General features: G+C 75.5%; 18 protein-coding genes. 10 read left to right on the top strand and 8 right to left on the bottom strand.

Going from position 1 to position 17,939, the window contains the following annotated elements; all coding sequences use genetic code 11:
• Nucleotides 1–6: 6 nt before the first annotated feature.
• The 4 genes from ACFU9A_RS16710 to ACFU9A_RS16695 form a co-directional block, all read right to left on the bottom strand.
• Nucleotides 7–2,745: a DEAD/DEAH box helicase gene (locus ACFU9A_RS16710; RefSeq protein WP_430576396.1), complete on the bottom strand. Its 2,739-nt coding sequence runs from the start codon at nt 2,743–2,745 to the stop codon at nt 7–9.
• Between the two features lie 105 nt (nt 2,746–2,850).
• Entirely contained in the window at nt 2,851–3,573 is a 723-nt protein-coding gene (locus tag ACFU9A_RS16705) for a lytic polysaccharide monooxygenase (RefSeq protein WP_430576395.1), read from the bottom strand.
• A 174-nt stretch (nt 3,574–3,747) separates the two neighbouring features.
• The gene (locus tag ACFU9A_RS16700) at nt 3,748–4,518 is read right to left on the bottom strand and encodes a phosphotransferase (protein WP_430576394.1); all 771 of its coding nucleotides are present in this window, start codon (nt 4,516–4,518) and stop codon (nt 3,748–3,750) included.
• Between the two features lie 33 nt (nt 4,519–4,551).
• Nucleotides 4,552–5,616 carry a DMT family transporter gene (locus tag ACFU9A_RS16695; RefSeq protein ID WP_430576393.1) on the bottom strand — a complete coding sequence of 355 codons (1,065 nt, stop codon included), beginning with the start codon at nt 5,614–5,616 and terminating at the stop codon, nt 4,552–4,554.
• Nucleotides 5,617–5,655: 39 nt separating this feature from the next.
• On the opposite strand from ACFU9A_RS16695, the gene ACFU9A_RS16690 reads away from it, so the two are divergent.
• On the top strand, nt 5,656–6,189 hold the full coding sequence (locus tag ACFU9A_RS16690) for a CGNR zinc finger domain-containing protein (RefSeq protein WP_430576392.1): 534 nt from the start codon (nt 5,656–5,658) through the stop codon (nt 6,187–6,189).
• Between the two features lie 96 nt (nt 6,190–6,285).
• Nucleotides 6,286–6,738: a peptidoglycan-binding protein gene (locus tag ACFU9A_RS16685; RefSeq protein ID WP_430576391.1), complete on the top strand. Its 453-nt coding sequence runs from the start codon at nt 6,286–6,288 to the stop codon at nt 6,736–6,738.
• Nucleotides 6,739–6,747: 9 nt separating this feature from the next.
• On the opposite strand, the gene ACFU9A_RS16680 is transcribed toward ACFU9A_RS16685, so the two are convergent.
• Complete coding sequence (locus ACFU9A_RS16680; protein ID WP_430576390.1) at nt 6,748–7,692, bottom strand: 3-methyladenine DNA glycosylase; 945 nt, start codon at nt 7,690–7,692, stop codon at nt 6,748–6,750.
• A 55-nt stretch (nt 7,693–7,747) separates the two neighbouring features.
• Here ACFU9A_RS16680 and ACFU9A_RS16675 point away from each other — a divergent pair, with 55 nt between their 5' ends.
• Nucleotides 7,748–8,602, top strand: coding sequence for a PhzF family phenazine biosynthesis protein (locus ACFU9A_RS16675; RefSeq protein WP_430576389.1), 855 nt, complete (start codon nt 7,748–7,750; stop codon nt 8,600–8,602).
• Here ACFU9A_RS16675 and ACFU9A_RS16670 read toward each other — a convergent pair.
• On the bottom strand, nt 8,592–9,329 hold the full coding sequence (locus tag ACFU9A_RS16670; RefSeq protein WP_430576388.1) for a hypothetical protein: 738 nt from the start codon (nt 9,327–9,329) through the stop codon (nt 8,592–8,594). The two genes, ACFU9A_RS16675 and ACFU9A_RS16670, sit on opposite strands and share 11 nt — an antisense overlap.
• A gap of 114 nt (nt 9,330–9,443) precedes the next feature.
• Here ACFU9A_RS16670 and ACFU9A_RS16665 point away from each other — a divergent pair, with 114 nt between their 5' ends.
• Together ACFU9A_RS16665 and ACFU9A_RS16660 are read left to right on the top strand one after the other, a co-directional pair.
• Nucleotides 9,444–10,475 carry a phosphodiester glycosidase family protein gene (locus ACFU9A_RS16665; RefSeq protein ID WP_430576387.1) on the top strand — a complete coding sequence of 344 codons (1,032 nt, stop codon included), beginning with the start codon at nt 9,444–9,446 and terminating at the stop codon, nt 10,473–10,475.
• Entirely contained in the window at nt 10,472–11,647 is a 1,176-nt protein-coding gene (locus tag ACFU9A_RS16660) for a glycosyltransferase (protein WP_430576386.1), read from the top strand. The genes ACFU9A_RS16665 and ACFU9A_RS16660 overlap by 4 nt, the downstream gene beginning before the upstream one ends.
• On the opposite strand, the gene ACFU9A_RS16655 is transcribed toward ACFU9A_RS16660, so the two are convergent.
• Nucleotides 11,620–12,564, bottom strand: a complete 945-nt coding sequence (locus ACFU9A_RS16655) for a GlxA family transcriptional regulator (protein WP_430576385.1) — start codon at nt 12,562–12,564, stop codon at nt 11,620–11,622. The genes ACFU9A_RS16660 and ACFU9A_RS16655 overlap by 28 nt on opposite strands.
• Before the next feature lie 70 nt (nt 12,565–12,634).
• Here ACFU9A_RS16655 and ACFU9A_RS16650 point away from each other — a divergent pair, with 70 nt between their 5' ends.
• The gene (locus ACFU9A_RS16650) at nt 12,635–13,666 is read left to right on the top strand and encodes a saccharopine dehydrogenase NADP-binding domain-containing protein (protein ID WP_430576384.1); all 1,032 of its coding nucleotides are present in this window, start codon (nt 12,635–12,637) and stop codon (nt 13,664–13,666) included.
• On the opposite strand, the gene ACFU9A_RS16645 is transcribed toward ACFU9A_RS16650, so the two are convergent.
• Nucleotides 13,629–14,813, bottom strand: a complete 1,185-nt coding sequence (locus tag ACFU9A_RS16645; protein WP_430576383.1) for a heparan-alpha-glucosaminide N-acetyltransferase domain-containing protein — start codon at nt 14,811–14,813, stop codon at nt 13,629–13,631. The two genes, ACFU9A_RS16650 and ACFU9A_RS16645, sit on opposite strands and share 38 nt — an antisense overlap.
• Before the next feature lie 91 nt (nt 14,814–14,904).
• Between ACFU9A_RS16645 and ACFU9A_RS16640 the strand changes: the two genes are divergently transcribed.
• The 4 genes from ACFU9A_RS16640 to ACFU9A_RS16625 are packed head-to-tail and all read left to right on the top strand — an operon-like array spanning nt 14,905 to nt 17,926.
• A complete protein-coding gene (locus tag ACFU9A_RS16640; RefSeq protein ID WP_430576382.1) occupies nt 14,905–15,816 on the top strand; it encodes a class I SAM-dependent methyltransferase in 912 nt (303 codons plus the stop codon).
• A 35-nt stretch (nt 15,817–15,851) separates the two neighbouring features.
• Nucleotides 15,852–16,634 (top strand): fumarylacetoacetate hydrolase family protein, encoded by a 783-nt coding sequence (locus ACFU9A_RS16635; RefSeq protein WP_430576381.1) that lies wholly within the window; start codon nt 15,852–15,854, stop codon nt 16,632–16,634.
• Nucleotide 16,635: 1 nt separating this feature from the next.
• Nucleotides 16,636–17,211 (top strand): NUDIX hydrolase, encoded by a 576-nt coding sequence (locus ACFU9A_RS16630; protein WP_430576380.1) that lies wholly within the window; start codon nt 16,636–16,638, stop codon nt 17,209–17,211.
• 49 nt (nt 17,212–17,260) lie between these two features.
• On the top strand, nt 17,261–17,926 hold the full coding sequence (locus ACFU9A_RS16625) for a nitroreductase (RefSeq protein ID WP_430576379.1): 666 nt from the start codon (nt 17,261–17,263) through the stop codon (nt 17,924–17,926).
• Nucleotides 17,927–17,939 lie beyond the last annotated feature (13 nt).

Raw genomic sequence — 17,939 nt, 5'->3', positions numbered from 1 at the left:
ACCGGACTAGATCCGCCCGACGTCCACGACGGTGAGCACCACGGCCCCGGCCTCGTCGCTGGCGGCGAGGTCCACGAGCGCGGTGATCGCCCAGTCGTGGTCGCCGTCGGCGTCGTCCAGCACCTGGCGCACCCACCAGGTGCCGGCGGGCACCTCGGCGACCTCGACGCCGTCGCGGGTGGTCGTGGTGGCGCCGCCGGGCAGCTCGGCGCCCGGCTCGCGGATCGTCAGCAGGCCGGCCGCCCGGGCGGCGGGGCCGATGCCGACGGCGTCGTCGCCCTGCGCCTCGAACAGCGGGTCGAGGGCGGCGGCCCACGCGTCGCCGTCCCAGCCGTGCGCGCCGTCGAGCGCCCCGAGCGCGTCGTAGTCCTCGCGGGCGGCGAGCTCGACGCGGCGGAACGTCGCGTTGCGCACCAGGCGGCGGAACGCGCGCGGGTTGCCCGTGACGGGGCGCGCGGGCGCCTCCGCGCCGGCCTCGGCGAGCTCGCCCTCGACGACGGTGTCCGCGTCGTCGTCGACCGGGTTCTGCAGCCGCTCCCACTCGTCGAGGAGCGACGAGTCGACGCCGCGCACCAGCTCGCCGAGCCACTCGACCACCTCGTGCACCTCCTCCGAGCGGTGCTCCTCGGGCACCACCTGGCGCAGCGCGCGGTAGGCGTCCGCGAGGTAGCGCAGCACCACGCCCTCCGTGCGCTCCAGCCCGTACACGCTGACCAGCTCGGCGAACGTCATCGCCTGCTCGAGCATGTCGCGCACCACCGACTTGGGCGCGAGCTCGGCGTCCGCGACCCACGGGTTGGCCCGCTTGTACGTGGCGAAGGCGGGCTCGAGCAGGTCGGCGAGCGGCTTCGGCCAGCTCACGTCCTCGAGCGCCTCCATGCGCTCCTCGTACTCCATGCCCTCGGCCTTCATGGCTGCGACGGCCTCGCCCTTCGCCTTGGACTGCTGGGCGTAGAGGATCTGCCGCGGGTCGTCGAGGGTCGCCTCGATGACGGACACGACGTCGAGCACGTGGGTGGGGCTCTCGACGTCGAGCAGGTCCATCGCCGCGAGCGCGAAGGGCGACAGCGGGGCGTTGAGGGCGAAGTCGCGCGGCAGGTCCACGACGAGCCGCACGCTGGGGCGGTAGCCGGCCGGGCGCGACGGGTCGGGCACGCGGACCTTCTCCACGACCCCGGCGACGCGCAGCGAGCGGTAGATGCGGAACGTCTGGCGCACGTGCTTGGCCTGCAGGGCCTCGCTGTCGTGGTTCGCGGTGAGCAGGTGCCGCATCGCCTCGACGGGGTCGGCGCCGCCCCGCTCGTCGCGGGTGCGGGCGAGCACGTTGAGCACCATGGCGTGGTTGACGTGGAACTGGCTGGTCAGGGGCTCCGGGTCGGCGTCGCGCAGCCGCTCGAACGTCGAGTCGGTCCAGTTCACGGACCCCGTGGGCGCCTTCTTGCGGACCACCTTCTTGAGCTTCTTGGGGTCGTCGCCCGCCTTGGCGAGGAGCTTGCGGTTCTCGATGACGTGCTCGGGCGCCATGACCAGCACCTCGCCCACGGTGTCGAAGCCGGCGCGCCCGGCCCGGCCGGAGATCTGGTGGAACTCGCGCGCGGTGAGGTGGCGCATGCGCTCGCCGTCGTACTTCACGAGCGACGTGAGGAGCACCGTGCGGATGGGCACGTTGATGCCCACGCCGAGGGTGTCGGTGCCGCACACCACCTTGAGCAGCCCGCGCTGGGTGAGCCGCTCCACGAGGCGGCGGTACTTGGGCAGCATCCCCGCGTGGTGCACGCCGATGCCGGCGCGCAGGAACTTGCTCAGCGTCCTGCCGAACCCGGTGCCGAACCGGAACGCGCCGATCTCGGCGGCGATGGCGGCCTTCTCGTCCTTGGACGCGAGGCTGGTCGACAGCAGGGCCTGGGCGCGCTCGACGGCGTCCTTCTGCGTGAAGTGCACGACGTAGACGGGCGCGCGGTGCGTGGTGACCAGCTCGGTGATGACGTCGGTGAGCGGCTCGACGACGTAGGAGAACGTCAGCGGCACCGGGCGCTCGGCGCCCGCGACCTCCGCGACGGGGCGGCCGCTGCGCTCCTCGAGGTCCTCGCGCAGGCGCGTGGTGTCGCCGAGGGTGGCCGACATCAGCAGGAACTGCGTGCGCGGCAGCTCCAGCAGCGGCACCTGCCACGCCCAGCCGCGCTGCCGGTCGCCGTAGAAGTGGAACTCGTCCATGACGACCTGGGCGATCGCGTCGTCCCCGGCCGTGCCGTCGGCGGCGACGCCGTCCTCGGCGTCCCCGCGCCGCAGCGCGAGGTTGGCCAGGATCTCGGCGGTGCAGCAGATGATCGGCGCGTCGGCGTTGACGGCCGAGTCGCCGGTCATCATGCCCACGTTGCGCGACCCGAACGCGGCGACGAGGTCGAAGAACTTCTCGCTCACCAGCGCCTTGAGGGGCGCGGTGTAGAACGTGCGGCCGCCGCGGCCCGAGCGGCGGTTCGCGAGCGCCGCGAACTGCGCCCCCATCGCGACCATCGACTTGCCCGACCCGGTGGGCGTCGCGAGCACCACGTGCGAGCCCGTCATGAGCTCGAGGAGGGCCTCCTCCTGGTGCGGGTACAGCGGGCGCCCCGTGCCGGCGGCCCACTCGCCGAAGCCCTCGAACAGCACGTCGGGGTCCGGGGCTCCTCCGGTGGGGGCGGGCAGGTACGGCAGCAGCGTGCCGGCGGGGCGGGGGGCGGGGTCGTTCGAGGTCGGGGAGGTCATCGCCGGCCATTCTTCCAGGCCCCGCCGAAAGCAACGAGCGTGCTGACTTGTTCCTCATTCGAGCCGAATGAGGAACAAGTCAGCACGCTCGATGCTCCGGGTGGGTCAGCAGGCGCCGAGGTCGGTCCAGACGCCCCACTGGCTGGCGGACGACGGGGTGTCGCCCTGGGTCCACCACTTGGCCTGGTAGGCGCGGCCCTCGTAGGAGACCTTGGTGCCGCCGGTGTACGCGCTGGAGGGGTTCCAGGCGGCGTCGTCGCACTCGCCGGGCTCGACGGGCGGGTCGGTCGGGTCGACCGGGGGAGTCGTGCCCCCCTCGCCGACGGTCACGTCGACGCAGGCGTAGAACGCGTTGGCGGTGTCCGCGACGTTCCAGCGGGCCAGGATGGTGTGGTTGCCCTGGGGCAGGTTCTCGAGGGTGTGCGTGACGATCGCCTCGGGCTGCTTGCCGTTGTCGTTGAACGTGCGGTGCAGCACGCCGTCGACGAAGTACTCCCAGGTGGAGGTGGAGTGGCGGGCCGTGAGCTTCCACTGCATCGAGACGCTGTTGCCGATCTTGGTGCGCGGCCACGGCTTGGAGCTGTCGTCGAGGACGGAGAAGCCGCTGCCGCCGGAGCACTTCATCGAGCCCTTGGGGGCCTCGACGCTCTGGGGCTCGTACTGGACGCCGCCGCAGTCGAAGGACACGGTGCGCGTGGCGCAGTGGTCCTGGCGGCTGGGCGGGCTGGTGACCCACCCGTGGGCGGAGGCGGCCGGGGCCACCACCACCGGGGCGAGGATGGCGGCGGCGCCGAGCACCGCGGCGAGGAGGGTTGAACGCAGACGCATCGTTGCTCTCCCGTGTTCGTGAGGAAACTGGACAAATTCGACGCTACGGCGTCGGTCCGGCCCGCACATCAGGGGAACTGCGTCATCTGGTCGGGATCCCGGAGCCGCGGGTACGGGGATTCCCGTACCCGCGGCAACGGTCGGCCGACCTGCCCGCGCCACGCCGGGCAGGGGTCAGCCGAGGTCCCACAGGTGCCGGTAGAAGGCAATGCGGCCCGCGTCGGGCGCGATGCCGTAGGCGTCGAAGAAGTCGGGCTCGTACCCGTCGCCGTAGTTCCACTCCAGGCTGTAGCTCGCCACCGCGAGGTCAGCCCACCGGTCGGCGACGCCCAGCGCGTCGAGGTCGACGTGCGCGGTCCAGCTCCCGCCGTCGTCGAGCAGCGTGTTGGGCGCGCAGGGGTCGCCGTGGCACACGACGAGCCGGTCGACGTCGGGCACCGCACCGACCTGGGCCCGCGCGGCGGGCCCGAGGCGCGCGACGCGGTCGTCGACGCCCCAGGAGAACGGGCAGTCGGCCACCGGCAGCGCGTCGTGCAGGGCGCGGAGCCCGGCGCCGACGGCCCGCGCGGCGGTCTCGGGGTGCGCCAGCCAGCGCGGGTCGACGGCGGAGCGCCCGGGGATGCCGGCCGTCAGCAGCCAGCGGCCGTCGGCGTCCTCGCCGCGGTCGAGCACGCGCGGCACCGGGGTGTACCGCCCGGCCCAGGCGAGCCGGTCGGCCTCGGCGTCGAGGTCGAGCCCGACGACGCCCGCCGGCACCCACTTGACGTAGCGGTCTCCCGTGGCGATCCCGTGGGCCGTGGCGGCGCCCGGCGGCGCGAGACGGAACGTGAGCCCGCCGAGCTCGTTGCGCCACACGGGCGTCACGTCGTCGTCGCCCGCGAGCAGGCGGACCCGCTCGGGCACGGTGACGGCGTCGGTCGGGGTGGCGGCGAGCACGCGGGACATGCGGAGATCGTCACATCTCCGCGCCGCGCCGGGCTATGGCTTTCCCGTCGACGGCCCGACCGGCGGCTCGACCGGCGGCTCGACCGGCGGCCCGACCGGCGGCCCGGCGGCCGGCTCGATCGTCGGCACGGCGCGCCGGGTGGCGGCCTCGCCCTGCTGCACGACGACCACCCCGGCGAGGACCAGCAGCCCACCGACGAGCTGGACGGGCCGCGGCAGCTCACCCAGGAAGACCCAGGCGAAGAACACGGCCGCGACCACCTCGAGCAGCCCGACGAACGACGCGGGCCGCGCGCCGAGCCGGCGCCCGGCGGCGACACCGGTGACGTAGGCGACGCCGGCGGTCACGACGCCCAGCGCGGCGAGCACGGCCCACGCGGGGACGACGGCGTCGGCCAGGAGCACCGGGTCGGCCGACGTCGTCACGGGCAGCACCCCGACGAGGGCGAGCAGCCCGAGCAGGACGGCCCCCACCACCAGGCCGCCCGCGGCGAGGCTCAGCGGCGGCAGCCCGGTGTCGGTGCGGGCGTTCATGAGGAAGTAGGCCGAGACGCCGACCATCGCGCCGAGCGCCCACGCGACGCCGACGGGGTCGAGCCGCGCGCCGGTGAGGTCGAGGACGAGCACCAGGCCCGCGGCGGCGAGCGCGACGCCGGCGAGCGTCGCGCGCCCGGGCCGCTGCCCGTGCCGCAGCCACAGCCAGGCGACGACCGCCGCGGGGGAGGAGTACTCGATGAGCAGCGCCGGGCCCACCTGCATGTGCTGGACGGCGGCGAAGTAGCAGAACTGTGTGGCCGCGACGCCGAGCGCGCCGTACGCCAGCAGCAGGCGCGCGTTGCGGCGCACCGCGGACCAGTCCCCGCGCAGGGCGACGACGCCGAACGGCAGCACCACGAGGGCGCCGACCGCCACGCGCACCAGGACCACGGCGCCCGGGCTCCAGCCCGTCGCGAACAGGCCCGCGGCGAGCGGGCCCGAGAGGCTGAAGGTCACGGCGGAGACGACGGCGAGCACGAGCCCGGCACCGAGCCGCGCACCGGGTCCGGCATCGGACCCGGGTCGCTCCCGCACCGGAGCGTCATGCGTCATGTCCGCCATGACTCATGACGCTACGGGCGGTCGAGGTAATGTGTCAACATGCCGTTCGCTCATGACACCGCCGTGGAGCTCCGGGCCGCCGTCGCCCTCGTGAACTCCGCCGAGCCGCCCGAGACGCTCGCGACGGTCGCGGACCTCGACGCCTTCTTCCGCGAGCACGGGTACACGGGCCGCCACGACCGGACGGCCGAGGAGCTCGCCCAGGTGCGCGCGCTGCGCCCCCGGCTGCGCGAGCTGCTGCTCGCGGACCGGGACACCGCCGCCGGCCTCGTCAACGAGCTGCTGGCGGGCGTGCCGGTGCGCCCGCGCCTCGTGCGGCACTCGGGGGAGGACTGGCACGTGCACGCCACCGCCGACGACGCCCCGCTGTCCACGCGGATCGTCGTCGAGACGGCGATGGCGATGGTCGACGTCGTGCGCGAGGACGAGCACTCCAGGCTGGCCGTGTGCGCCGACCCGGACTGCCAGGGCATGGTGCTCGACCTGTCCCGCAACCGCTCGCGACGCTACTGCTCCACGGCGTGCACGAACCGCAACGCGCAGGCGGCGCTGCGCGCGCGGCGCGCCGGCTGACGTATCTGCGGACCCCGCCCGCTCTCCCTCCCCGCGAGGGCGCCAGGCACCCGCAGGGCGACGACCGCCCGGCCCGGCCCCAGCGAGGAGGCGGCGATGTCCGTCACGACCGACCGCGCGCTCGACCCCTGGCCGATCGTCCGCCCCGGCGACTCGTTCCACCCCGTCGGGTCGCTCCAGCACCTGCTCGTCGAGCACGGCCACGACCTCGCGGTCGACCAGAAGTTCGGGCCGCGCACCGAGGCGGCCGTCCGCGCGGCGCAGGGCGACTTCGGCCTCGTCGTGGACGGCGTCGTCGGCCCGCTGACCTGGGGCGCGATCGTCGTCACGGTCCGCACCGGCAGCCGCGGCCCCGCGGTCCGCGGCGCGCAGGCCGAGCTCGACACCCGGGACGGCTTCGACCTCGCGGTCGACGGTGTGTTCGGACCGGCGACCGAGGCCGCGGTGCGCGAGTTCCAGACGGCCCTGTCCGCCTTCGGCGTGCTCGTCGACGGCGTGGTCGGGCCCATCACCTGGCGGGCCATGGTCAGCGGGATGGTCTCCGACTGACCCCGGCGGTCATGCCTCGGCGTCGTCCCCGAGGACGGCGTCGCAGGCCGCGACGAGCCGGGCGCGCAGCGCCTGGCCGCGCTCGGCGAAGCCGCGCTGGCGGCGGACGTACTCGGCTTTGCCGTCGGGCGTCTCGATCGGCACGGCCTCGACGCCGTACGACGAGACGTCGTAGGGGGCGGCGGCCATGTCCGTGTAGCGGATGTCGCGGGCGAGCTCGAAGGCGTCGAGCAGCAGGTCGCCGGGGGCGGCGGGCCCGAGCTTGAGCGCCCACTTGTAGAGGTCCATCCCGGCGTGCAGGCAGCCCGGCTGCTCCATGGCGGGCTGGCGCTCGCGGGTGGGCCGCAGCTGGTTGCGGTCGGCGGCCTCGGGCGTGAAGAACCGGTAGGCGTCGAAGTGCGAGCAGCCGATGCGGTGCGACTCGACCACGGCGTCCGTGCCGTCGTGCCCCAGCCGCAGCGGCAGCGGGTGGCGGTGGTCGCGCCCGGCGGCGCGGTCGCGGTAGACCATCGCCCACTCGTGCAGGCCGAAGCAGCCGAACGTCCCCGGCCGGCCCGCCGTCGCGGACACCAGGGCGCGCACGTACCGGACGGTGTCGCCGCGGTCGGCGACGAAGGCCGCGGCGTCGAGCGTCGCGCCGGTTCCCGACGGCCCCGGGCCGCCGTCGGGCAGGGCGACCTCCCGGTACCAGCGCCACCCGGAGTGCTCGGCGGCGCCCGCGAGCACGACGCCGGGACCGGGGTGCCACCTGCGCAGGTGGCTCACGCGCGTGGGGTAGTACGTGAACAGGAAGTCCTCGATCGCGTGCGTCGAGCCGCGGTCGTGCGCGGCGCGCCACACGGCCGTCAGGGCGTCCGCGCGGTCGGCGTGCGCCGCGGCCCGCGGCTCCCACTCGTCACGGCGCAGGACGGCGCCGGCGGGGGCCGCCAGGTCGTCGAGGGTCGTCGCGCGCACCCCACCAGGGTACGAGCGCGGCGACCCGCCCCCGGCCGGGGTTAGCGTGTGACTCGTGCCGCACACCCTCGGATTCCGCCAGGTCGACGTCTTCGCCACGGGCCCGCTCACGGGCAACCCGCTCGCGGTGGTGCACGACGCCGACGACCTCACCGACGACCAGATGGCCGCGTTCGCCCGCTGGACCAACCTGTCCGAGACCACGTTCCTGCTGCGCCCCACCGACCCCGGGGCCGACTACCGCGTGCGGATCTGGACGCCCGGCGGGGAGCTGCCGTTCGCCGGCCACCCGACGCTCGGCTCCGCCCACGCGTGGCTCGAGGCGGGCGGCGCCCCGCGGTCCGCGGGCCTCGTGGTCCAGGAGTGCGGTGTCGGCCTGGTGACGGTGCGGCGCGACGGCGGCGGCGAGGGCGGGCGGCTCGCGTTCGCGGCCCCGCCGCTGCGCCGCTCGGGTCCCGTCGCGCCGGAGGACCTCGCGCGGATCGCGCGGTCCCTGCGCGTCGCGGTGGCCGACGTCGAGGACGCGGCCTGGGTGGACAACGGCCCCGGCTGGGTGGCGGCGCGCCTGCGGGACGCCGCGGCCGTGCTCGCCGTCGACCCGGACCTCGCGTCGTTCGGCGGCCTCAAGATCGGCCTCGTGGGCCCGTACGCGCCCGGCGAGTCCGACGCCGCGGTCGAGGTGCGCGCGTTCGTGCCCGGCATCGGCGTGCCGGAGGACCCGGTGACCGGCAGCCTCAACGCCGGTCTCGGCCAGTGGCTCGCGGGGGACTACCTGCCCACCTCGTACGTCGCGTCGCAGGGCACCGCCCTCGGCCGCCGGGGCCGGGTGCACGTGCACCGCGACGCCGACGGCGAGGTGTGGGTCGGGGGCGCCGCCGTCACGACGATCGCGGGCACGGTCACCCTGTAGGCGAGGCCGCGACCCACACGCGCAACGGGCCGACGACCTCGAAGCCGTGCCGCAGCGCGGCCTCGAGGTCGTCGCCGCACTCGTAGCCGACCACCGGCACCCCCGGGAAGAGGTGGCCCACGGCCCCCAGCACCCCGTGCCAGACCGACCCCGGGGTCCCGGGGACGGCGAAGACGTTCGAGACCCCGACGACGCCGTCGGTGCGGGTCGCGACCGCCCCGGCGACGACCGCACCCGCGCCGGTCCGGCCGGCGAGGACCGTCGTCGACGGGTCGCCCAGGAGCTCCGGGCGGAAGACCCACGCACGACCCCCGCCCTGGTCCCAGGCGCCCGCCCACGTACGCAGCGCCGCGGCGTCGGTGACCGTGGCCCACTCCACGCCGGGCATCGGTGCCCCGGGAGCAGAGGCCGGCGGCCGGTGGATCCAGCTCGCGTCGAACGCCACCTCGAACGCGGCACCCTGCGGGGTCGCGGCGGACAGGTCGAGGTCGGCGAAGCTGTCCTTGACCGAGGCGCCCGGCGAGCGGGTGTCGATCCGGTCGACCAGGGCCGCGGCGTCCGCCCCGGGCACCAGCGTGACGGCGTCCGGGTACAGCGGGGGCGTCCGGACGGGGCTCGCCCAGGCCTGCCGGCGGGTCCGGCCGGAGATCCCGTGGGCCCCGGCCATCGTCGCGCACCACGCGGCGTTGTTCCGCGCCGCCGCTCGCACCAGGTCGTCCGTCGTCACGGCCCGATCATCCCGGCCGCCGGGCACGGCGTCCACGGAGCGCCCAGGTGACGGTCAGCGTTCCCGGGCGGTCGACAGCGTGCGCCGACGCTCGTCGCAGGTCCGCCGTCTTCCATGATCGGCATGACCCGACCCGACGATCCCGAGAACCCCACCGACCCCACCGAGCCCACCGAGCCCACGGCACGCCCGCGCCGCCCACGGCGCCTCATGGTCCTCGTCGCGACGCTGGCGCTGCTGCTGCCCGTCGGCGGCGTCACCGCGTGGGCGGCCAACCGCTTCCTGATCGAGCACGTCCAGATCGACGACGTCTCCGCCTACGAGGCGGCGCAGTCGTCGTCGTCGGCGTCCTCGTCGTCCGCCTCGTCCTCGGAGGACGGCTCCGGCGACGCCGGCACGGTCACCGCCGACGGCTACACGTCGGACGACACGTCCGTCTCGCTCGACACCGTCACGCAGGGCAGCGGTGACGACACCGTCACGTACTACGTGGCCCACGTGGCGCTCGACGACGCGACGCAGCTGCGCTCGGCGTTCGCGCAGGACAAGTTCGGCACCAACATCACCGAGCGCACCAGCGAGATCGCGGAGGACAACGACGCGATCCTCGCCGTCAACGGCGACTACTACGGCTTCCGCGACACCGGCATCGTCATCCGCAACGGCGTCGTCTACCGCGACGAGGGCGCCCGGGAGGGCCTCGCCTTCTACACCGACGGCCGCGTCGAGGTGTACGACGAGACCGCCACCACGGCGGACGAGCTCGTCGCCGACGGCGTGTGGAACACGCTGTCGTTCGGGCCGGCGGTGGTGGAGGACGGCCAGGTGGTCGACGGCATCGAGGACGTCGAGGTCGACACCAACGTCGGCAACCACTCGATCCAGGGCGAGCAGCCCCGCACCGCGATCGGCGTGGACGAGGACGGGAACCTCGTCATCGTCGTCGTCGACGGCCGCGACACCGGCTACAGCCGTGGCGTCACCATGACCGGGCTGGCACAGATCATGGTCGACGAGGGCGCCGTCACGGCGTACAACCTGGACGGCGGCGGCTCGTCGACCCTGTGGTTCGACGGCGAGGTCGTGAACCGGCCGTCGAACGGCGGCGAGCGCGGCACCTCCGACATCCTCTACGTGGCGCGATGACCGGCACCGCGAGCGGGCCGCCGTCGACCCCGCACCGGCGGACGCCCCTCGTCGTGGTCCCCGCCTACCGGCCCGACGGCGCCCTGCCGGCCCTCGTGCGCGACCTCGCCGAGCGGGGGCTGCCCGACGTCCTCGTCGTCGACGACGGCTCCGGCCCCGCGCACGCCGCGGTCTTCGACGCGGCCGCCGCGCTCGGCGCCGAGGTGCTGCGCCACGACCGCAACCGGGGCAAGGGCGTCGCGCTGCGGACGGCGTTCGCCCACGCCCGCGAGCGCCACCCCGGGCGCGACGTCGTCACCGCGGACGCCGACGGGCAGCACACGCCCGCGAGCGTGCGCGCCGTCGCGGACCGGCTGTCCGCCGGGGGAGCGGACGTCGTCGTGGGGGAGCGCGACCTCACCGGGGCGGGGGTGCCGCTGCGCAGCCGCGTGGGCAACGCGCTGAGCGGCGCCGCCGTGCGCACGGCGACGGGGCTGCCCGTGCGCGACAGCCAGACAGGCCTGCGCGGCCTCGCCGCCGGGACGCTCCCGTGGCTGCTCGACGTGCCCGGCGACCGCTACGAGTACGAGCTGCGCGTGCTGCTGGAGGCGTCGGCGCGCGGTGCGGTCGTCGCGGGCGTGCCGGTGGAGACGGTCTACGTCGACGACAACGCGTCGTCCCACTTCCGCCCGGTGCGCGACTCTCTGGTCGTGATGGCGCCGCTGCTCGCGTTCGCCGCCTCGGGCCTGCTGGCCTTCGGCGTCGACGCGGCGGCGCTCCTCGCCCTGCAGGCGGCCACGGGGATCCTGGCGCTCGCGGTCGTGGGCGCCCGGGTGCTCAGCGCGGCCGTGAACTTCGGGGTGAACCGCGCCCTCGTCTTCGGGCGCTCGCGGCCTGCCCCGGTGCGGGGGTCCGCCGCGCGGTACGCGGCCCTGGCGCTGCTCCTGCTCGCCGCGAACTACGGCCTGCTCGACGCCCTGCACGGCACGCTCGGCGTCCCGCTGCTCGTGGCGAAGGCGCTCACGGACGCCGCGCTGTTCCTCGCGAGCTGGACGGTGCAGCGCCAGGTGGTGTTCGCGCCGTCCTCGGCGGACCGTGGGCCGGACGACGGGGCGGGCGCCGGGCAGGGCGCCGTCGTGGGCGCGACGACCGTGCCCGGCGGGCCTCAGCGCAGCCGGAACGCTGCCCGGTAGGCGGCGGGAGAGACCCCGACGACGCGGTGGAAGTGCCGGCGCAGCGTGGCGGCCGTGCCGAGCCCGGAGCCGGCCGCGACGCGCTCGACGGACGCGTCGGTGCGCTCGAGGAGCTCCTGCGCCCGCGCGACCCGCTGCTGGTGCAGCCAGTCGAGCGGACCGGTGCCGACCTCGGCGCCCATGCGGCGGGCGAGCTGCCGGGTGCTGAGGCCGGCGTGCCCGGCGAGGTCGGCCACGGTCAGCGGCCGGTCGAGGCGGGCCCGGGCCCACTCCAGCGTGGGGGCGAGCCCGGAGCCGGTGCGCGGCTCGGGCGGCGCGGCGACGAACTGGGCCTGGCCGCCGCTGCGGTGCGACGGGACGACCAGCCGGCGCGCGATGCCGTTGGCGGCCGTGGCGCCGAGGTCGCGCCGCACGAGGTGGAGGCACAGGTCGAGCGCGGCGGTCTTGCCCGCGGAGGTCAGCACGTCGCCGTCGTCGACGTACAGGACGTCCGCGCGCACCTCCACCTGCGGGTAGCGGCGGGCGAGGTCGTCGGCGTGCATCCAGTGCGTGGCCGCGGCCCGGCCGTCGAGCAGCCCGGCGGCCGCCAGGACGAAGGCACCGGTGCACAGCGCGGCGACCGCGACGCCGTGGCGGTGCGCCTCGCGGAGCGCGTCGACCAGCGCGGGGGCGGGGTCGGCCTCGGGGTCGTCGGTCGACGGGACGACGACGCGGTCGACCCGGGACAGCTCGGAGTACGGGGCGGTCGGCGCCCCGGGGAGCCAGGGGTGGGGCGCGCCGTCGGGCGTGCAGGCCACGAAGTCGTACCAGGTGCCGCCCGGCGCGAGCTCTCCGCGGTCGACGCCGAGGATCTCGGCGGCGATCGCCACCTCGTACAGCATCGCGGTGCCGTGCATGGCCAGGGCGATCCGGGGCATGTCCGAAACTGTACGCACGACGTCGTTCGAGACGCTCGTCGGCGCGCGGCCCGGCGGCCAGGATCGAGACATGCAGACACGTGAGGCAGTGATGGTCTACGGCGCCGGCGGGCACACGGGCGGCTTCGTCGTCGACGAGCTGGTGCGGCGCGGGCTGACGCCCGTGCTGGCCGGGCGCGGTGCCGAGCGGCTCGAGGGCGTCGCGGCGCGGCACCCGGGCCTGGAGCGTCGGGTCGTCGGCGTCGACGAGGCCGGCCCGCTGCGGGCCGCCCTCGACGGCGTGGGGGTCATGGTGAACTGCGCGGGGCCGTTCCTCGACACCGCGCTGCCGCTGGCGGGCGCGGCGGTCGCGGCCGGCGCGCACTACCTCGACGTGACCGCCGAGCAGCCGGCCGTCCGGCTGCTCTACCGCGAGCTCGACGCCCCCGCCCGCGCCGCGGGCGTCGCCGTCGTGCCCGCCATGGCGTTCTACGGCGGCCTCGCCGACCTGCTCGTGACCGCGGCGCTCGACGGCGCGTCCGAGGCCGACGCCGTCGAGGTCGCCGTCGGGCTGGACCACTGGTGGCCCACGGCCGGAACCCGGGTCACGGGGGAGCGGAACACCGCGACGCGGCTGGTGGTGCGCGACGGGCGCCTCGTGCCCCTGGCCAGCCCCGCGCCGACGGGCACGTGGGCGTTCCCAGAGCCGCTGGACGAGCTGCCGGTGGTCGAGCTGCCGTTCTCCGAGGTGGTGACGATCACCCGCCACCTCGGCGTCGGCGACCTCACGTCGTACCTGAGCACGGCCTCGCTCGACGAGCTCCGCGACGAGTCGACCCCGCCCCCGCCCGGCGGTGACCGGTCGGCGCAGCGGTTCGTCGTGGACGTCGCCGTGCGGCGCGGCGGGACGACGCACCGCCTCGCCGCGGCGGGCCGGGACATCTACGCCGTGTCCGGCCCGATCGTCGCGGAGGGCGCCGCCAGGCTCCTGGACGGGCGCCACCGCGGTCCCGGCGCCGCCGCGCCCGCGGAGGCCTTCGACGCGGTGGACGTGCTCGCCGCGCTGGAGCGGCATCCCGCCGGGATCACGACCCGCGTGGCGGCGCCGCGACCCGGTCGCTGACCGCGCCGACCGCGCGCTCGAGGGGTCCCCGGCCCAGCAGGAACCGCCACGCCGTCGCCGCGACGAGCGTGACCAGCACCAGCACGAGGAGCGGGCCGTTCGTGGTGGACCCCAGCAGGTCCCAGTGCCAGATCGCCACGATCTGCAGCGAGTAGACGGTGAGCGCCATCGACCCGACGGCGGCCAGCGGCGCCAGCACCCACCGGCCCACGCGCCCCACGTGGAGGCACAGGCCGACGACGGCGACCGCGAACCCGCCGGACGCGAGCACCTCGAGGGTCGTGTCGTCGTGCGGGCCGCCGAGGAAGAGCCCGGCCACCCCCGGCCACGGGTCGTCCCACGCGAACGGCACGGTGTCGACCGACTGCCGCGCGAGGGTCAGCCCACGGACCACCTCGTCCCCGCCGGCGGCTCCGACCAGCGCACCGGAGAGCAGGGAGAACGCGCCCCACGCGGCGAGCCCGCAGGCCAGCAGGCCGCGGCGCAGGCGCGGAGAGCGCAGGTCGCAGCGCCCGATCGCCATCCCGGCGAGCACGTACGCCATCCAGACGACGCCCGGGTACGTGCCGGTGAGCAGGAAGTCGGTCACCGCGCCGGAGCCGTCGCGCGGTGCGCGCAGCCCGGCCCGGGCGATCGCCTCGGGCCCCCAGTAGGCCAGGAGCGGCCCGACGAGCGCGACGACGCCGGCGAGCGCCGCGAGCCGCGGCGGCCGCCACCGCAGGAAGGGCAGCGCGAGCACGAAGAAGCACGCGTAGAAGCCGAGGATCAAGGCGACGCGGGTGCCGAGGAGGTCGAGCAGGCCGGCGACGGCGAGCAGCAGCGCCGCCCGCACGAACAGCCGGAGCCGGGCACGTCGGAGGGGGTCGCCGTCGAGCGGGCGGGGTCCGCCCGAGACGATCGCGACGGAGATGCCGGCCACCACCGCGAACAGGATCGACGAGCGGCCGTGCGAGAGGTCGAGCAGCCACCAGGCCGGGCCGGCGTCGGGGGTGGTCACGCCGACGTGGGCGGTGAACATGCCGAGCACGGCGATGCCGCGGGCGACGTCGACCCCCGGGACGCGCCCGGGGCCGCCGGCGAGGCGGTGCCGTCCCGCGCTCAGCAGCGCGCGGAGGCGGGAGGGCGGCACGCCCGTGACCGCGGTCATGGCGCGATGATGCCACCGCGCGTGACGCGTGGCGTCCCGGAGCGTGAGAACACCGGGGCTTGCGGGCCTCGCGGTCACTACGGTAGGGACCATGAGCGACCTGCGCACGGAGCCCACACCCGAGGGCACCCCCGAACCTGCCGGTGCCGACCTCAACGACGCGATCGAGGCCCCGAGCACCCATCACACCGTGCCCAGCAAGGAGTCGGAGTCGTACACGCACGGCCACCACGAGTCCGTGCTGCGCTCCCACCGGAGCCGCACCGCGCAGAACTCGGCCGGCTTCCTCGTGCCGCACCTGCGCGACGACATGTCCCTGCTGGACGTCGGCTGCGGCCCGGGCACGGTGACCGCGGACCTCGGCCGCATCCTCGCCGGCGGCGAGGTCGTCGGCGTCGACGCGAGCCCGCACGTCCTCGAGGCCGCGCGGGAGCACGCCGAGGCGCTCGGCTACACCAACGTGCGGTTCGAGCAGGCGAACGCCTACGAGCTGCCCTTCGCGGACGACACCTTCGACGTCGTGTACGCGCACCAGCTGCTGCAGCACCTGTCGGACCCGGTCGCGGCCCTGCGCGAGATGAAGCGCGTGGCGAAGCCGGGCGGCATGGTCGCCGTGCGCGACGCCGACTACGCGGGCATGGCCTGGTACCCGGAGACGCCCGGGCTCACCGAGTGGAACGAGCTCTACCACGAGGTCACGCACGCGTACGGCTTCGAGCCGGACGCCGGCCGCCGCCTCATGTCGTGGGTGCAGGAGGCCGGGATGGACGGCATCGTCCCGTCGGCGTCGTCGTGGTGCTACGCCACCCCCACGGACCGGCAGTGGTGGGGCGAGCTGTGGGCCGAGCGGTGCGTGGAGTCGAACTTCGCGGTCCAGGCCAAGGAGTCCGGGCTCGCCGACGACGTCGCGCTCGAGCAGATCGCGCAGGACTGGCAGGCGTGGGCGCAGGCGCCCGACGGCTGGTTCGCCATCCTGCACGGCGAGGTCCTGGCCCGCGCCTGACGGTGCCGCGCACGCGCCCCGCGTAACCTGGGCGCGTGCGCATCGCGAGATTCACCACCGGAGACGACCCCCGCTTCGCCCTCGTCCAGCAGGAGGGCGACCGCACCTACCTCGCCGTCCTCGGCGGCGACCCGCTCTACATGCCGGCGATGCCGACGGGGGAGCGGATCGAGCTGGGCGACGGCGTCCGGCTGCTGGCCCCGGTGATCCCGCGGTCGAAGGTCGTGGCGGTGGGCAAGAACTACGCCGACCACGCCAAGGAGATGGGCGGCGAGGTCCCCGCGTCGCCGCTGCTGTTCTTCAAGCCGAACACCGCCGTCGTCGGCCCGGACGACCCGGTCGTGCTGCCGGAGTTCACCCGCGAGGTCAGCTACGAGGCCGAGCTCGCCGTCGTGATCTCCAAGGTGTGCAAGGACGTGGAGCCGGAGAACGTGCGGTCCTACGTGCTGGGCTACACCGTCGCGAACGACGTCACCGCGCGCGACGCGCAGCGCACCGACGGGCAGTGGGCACGCGCCAAGGGCTTCGACACCTCGTGCCCGCTGGGCCCGTGGATCGACACGGACCTGGACCCGGAGGACGTCGCGGTGCGATCGCGCGTCAACGGCGAGCTCAAGCAGGACGGCCGCACCTCCGACATGGTCTTCGACGTGCCGTTCCTCGTGTCGTACATCAGCAAGGCGATGACCCTGCTGCCGGGCGACGTGATCCTCACGGGCACGCCCGCCGGCGTGGGCCGCATCGACCACGGCGACCACGTCGAGTGCGAGGTCGAGGGCATCGGCGTCCTCGCCAACCCCGTGTTCCGGCGCGACTGAGGTGCCCGCGACCGACGTCTCCTCGACCGCCGGCCTGCACGCCGACGCCCGCGCGGTGCTGCGGCGGACGCCCGCCGGCGACGACGGGCAGCGCGCGCTGCGCGACCGCTTCGTGGCGCACCTCGACGCCCACCCGGACGGCGTGCTGCGATCCTGCCGCCCGGACCACGTCACCGCGTCCACCGTGGTGCTGTCGCCCGACGCCTCGCGCGTGCTGCTGACCCTGCACGCCAAGGCGGGCCGCTGGTTCCAGCTCGGCGGGCACGTCGAGCCGGGCGACGCGACCCTCCTCGCCGCCGCGCGTCGCGAGGCCTCGGAGGAGTCGGGCCTGGACGTCGACCTCGACCCCGTGCCCGTGCACCTCGACGAGCACGCCGTGCCGTTCTGCGGCCCCGGCGGCGACGCGCACCACCTCGACGTGCGCTTCGTCGCCGTCGCGCCCGCGGGCGCGCGGCACGCCGTGAGCGACGAGTCGCTCGACGTGCGCTGGTGGCCCGTCGACGACCTGCCGGAGCCGGACCTCGCGACCATGGTCGGGCTCGCCGTGGCCCGCGTGCGGGGCTCGGGCCCGCGATGACAGCGCGGGCGGCCGTGCCGCCGGCCAGCGACTGAGAGGACGACGACGCGTGGACGTGTACGAGGCCGTGGACAGCCGCCGGGCGGTGCGGGCGTTCAGCCCGGAGCCGGTGCCCCGGGAGGTGCTCGACCGCGTGCTGACCGCGGCCACCCGGGCGCCGTCGAGCGGGAACCTCCAGCCGTGGCACGTCTACGTCGTGACCGGGGAGCCGCTCGCCGAGCTGAAGCGGCGCGCCACCGCCCGGGCCCTCGCGGGCGACCCGGGCGACGAGCGGGAGTACCCGATGTACCCGGACGGGCTGGCCTCCCCGTACGCGGACCGCTTCGCCGCCGCGGCCGCCCAGCGGTACGAGGCGCTGGGCATCGAGCGCGACGACCCCGACCGGCCCCGCAAGATCGCCACGCTGAACTCGGGGGCGTTCGGCGCGCCGGCCGTGCTGTTCTGCTACCTCGACCGGTCGATGGGCCCGGGGCAGTGGGCGGACGCGGGGATGTACCTGCAGACCGTCATGCTGCTGCTGCGGGCGGAGGGGGTGCACAGCTGCCCCCAGGTGATGTGGACCATGTACCGCACCACCGTGGGCGAGATCGTCGGCGCCGACGAGGGGCACGTGCTGCTGTGCGGCGTCTCCGTCGGGTACGAGCAGGAGGGCGTGCACCGGCTCCGCACCGGGCGCGCCCGCCTGGGCGAGACGGTGAGCTTCGTCGGGGCGTGACCGCCGGTCGGCC

The sequence above is a fragment of the Isoptericola sp. NPDC057653 genome (assembly GCF_042799955.1).
GTDB lineage: Bacteria > Actinomycetota > Actinomycetes > Actinomycetales > Cellulomonadaceae > Isoptericola.
The sequence above is the reverse complement of the archived record's forward strand: the minus strand, read 5'-3'. Positions and strand labels throughout refer to the sequence as shown.

Bases quoted from the DNA above. Each gene is read 5' to 3' on its own strand.
- ACFU9A_RS16710 (WP_430576396.1), bottom strand. From the start codon at position 2,745: ATGACCTCCCCGACCTCGAACGACCCCGCCCCCCGCCCCGCCGGCACG.
- ACFU9A_RS16705 (WP_430576395.1), bottom strand. From the start codon at position 3,573: ATGCGTCTGCGTTCAACCCTCCTCGCCGCGGTGCTCGGCGCCGCCGCC.
- ACFU9A_RS16700 (WP_430576394.1), bottom strand. From the start codon at position 4,518: ATGTCCCGCGTGCTCGCCGCCACCCCGACCGACGCCGTCACCGTGCCC.
- ACFU9A_RS16695 (WP_430576393.1), bottom strand. From the start codon at position 5,616: ATGGCGGACATGACGCATGACGCTCCGGTGCGGGAGCGACCCGGGTCC.
- ACFU9A_RS16690 (WP_430576392.1), top strand. From the start codon at position 5,656: ATGCCGTTCGCTCATGACACCGCCGTGGAGCTCCGGGCCGCCGTCGCC.
- ACFU9A_RS16685 (WP_430576391.1), top strand. From the start codon at position 6,286: ATGTCCGTCACGACCGACCGCGCGCTCGACCCCTGGCCGATCGTCCGC.
- ACFU9A_RS16665 (WP_430576387.1), top strand. From the start codon at position 9,444: ATGATCGGCATGACCCGACCCGACGATCCCGAGAACCCCACCGACCCC.
- ACFU9A_RS16660 (WP_430576386.1), top strand. From the start codon at position 10,472: ATGACCGGCACCGCGAGCGGGCCGCCGTCGACCCCGCACCGGCGGACG.
- ACFU9A_RS16655 (WP_430576385.1), bottom strand. From the start codon at position 12,564: ATGCCCCGGATCGCCCTGGCCATGCACGGCACCGCGATGCTGTACGAG.
- ACFU9A_RS16650 (WP_430576384.1), top strand. From the start codon at position 12,635: ATGCAGACACGTGAGGCAGTGATGGTCTACGGCGCCGGCGGGCACACG.
- ACFU9A_RS16645 (WP_430576383.1), bottom strand. From the start codon at position 14,813: ATGACCGCGGTCACGGGCGTGCCGCCCTCCCGCCTCCGCGCGCTGCTG.
- ACFU9A_RS16640 (WP_430576382.1), top strand. From the start codon at position 14,905: ATGAGCGACCTGCGCACGGAGCCCACACCCGAGGGCACCCCCGAACCT.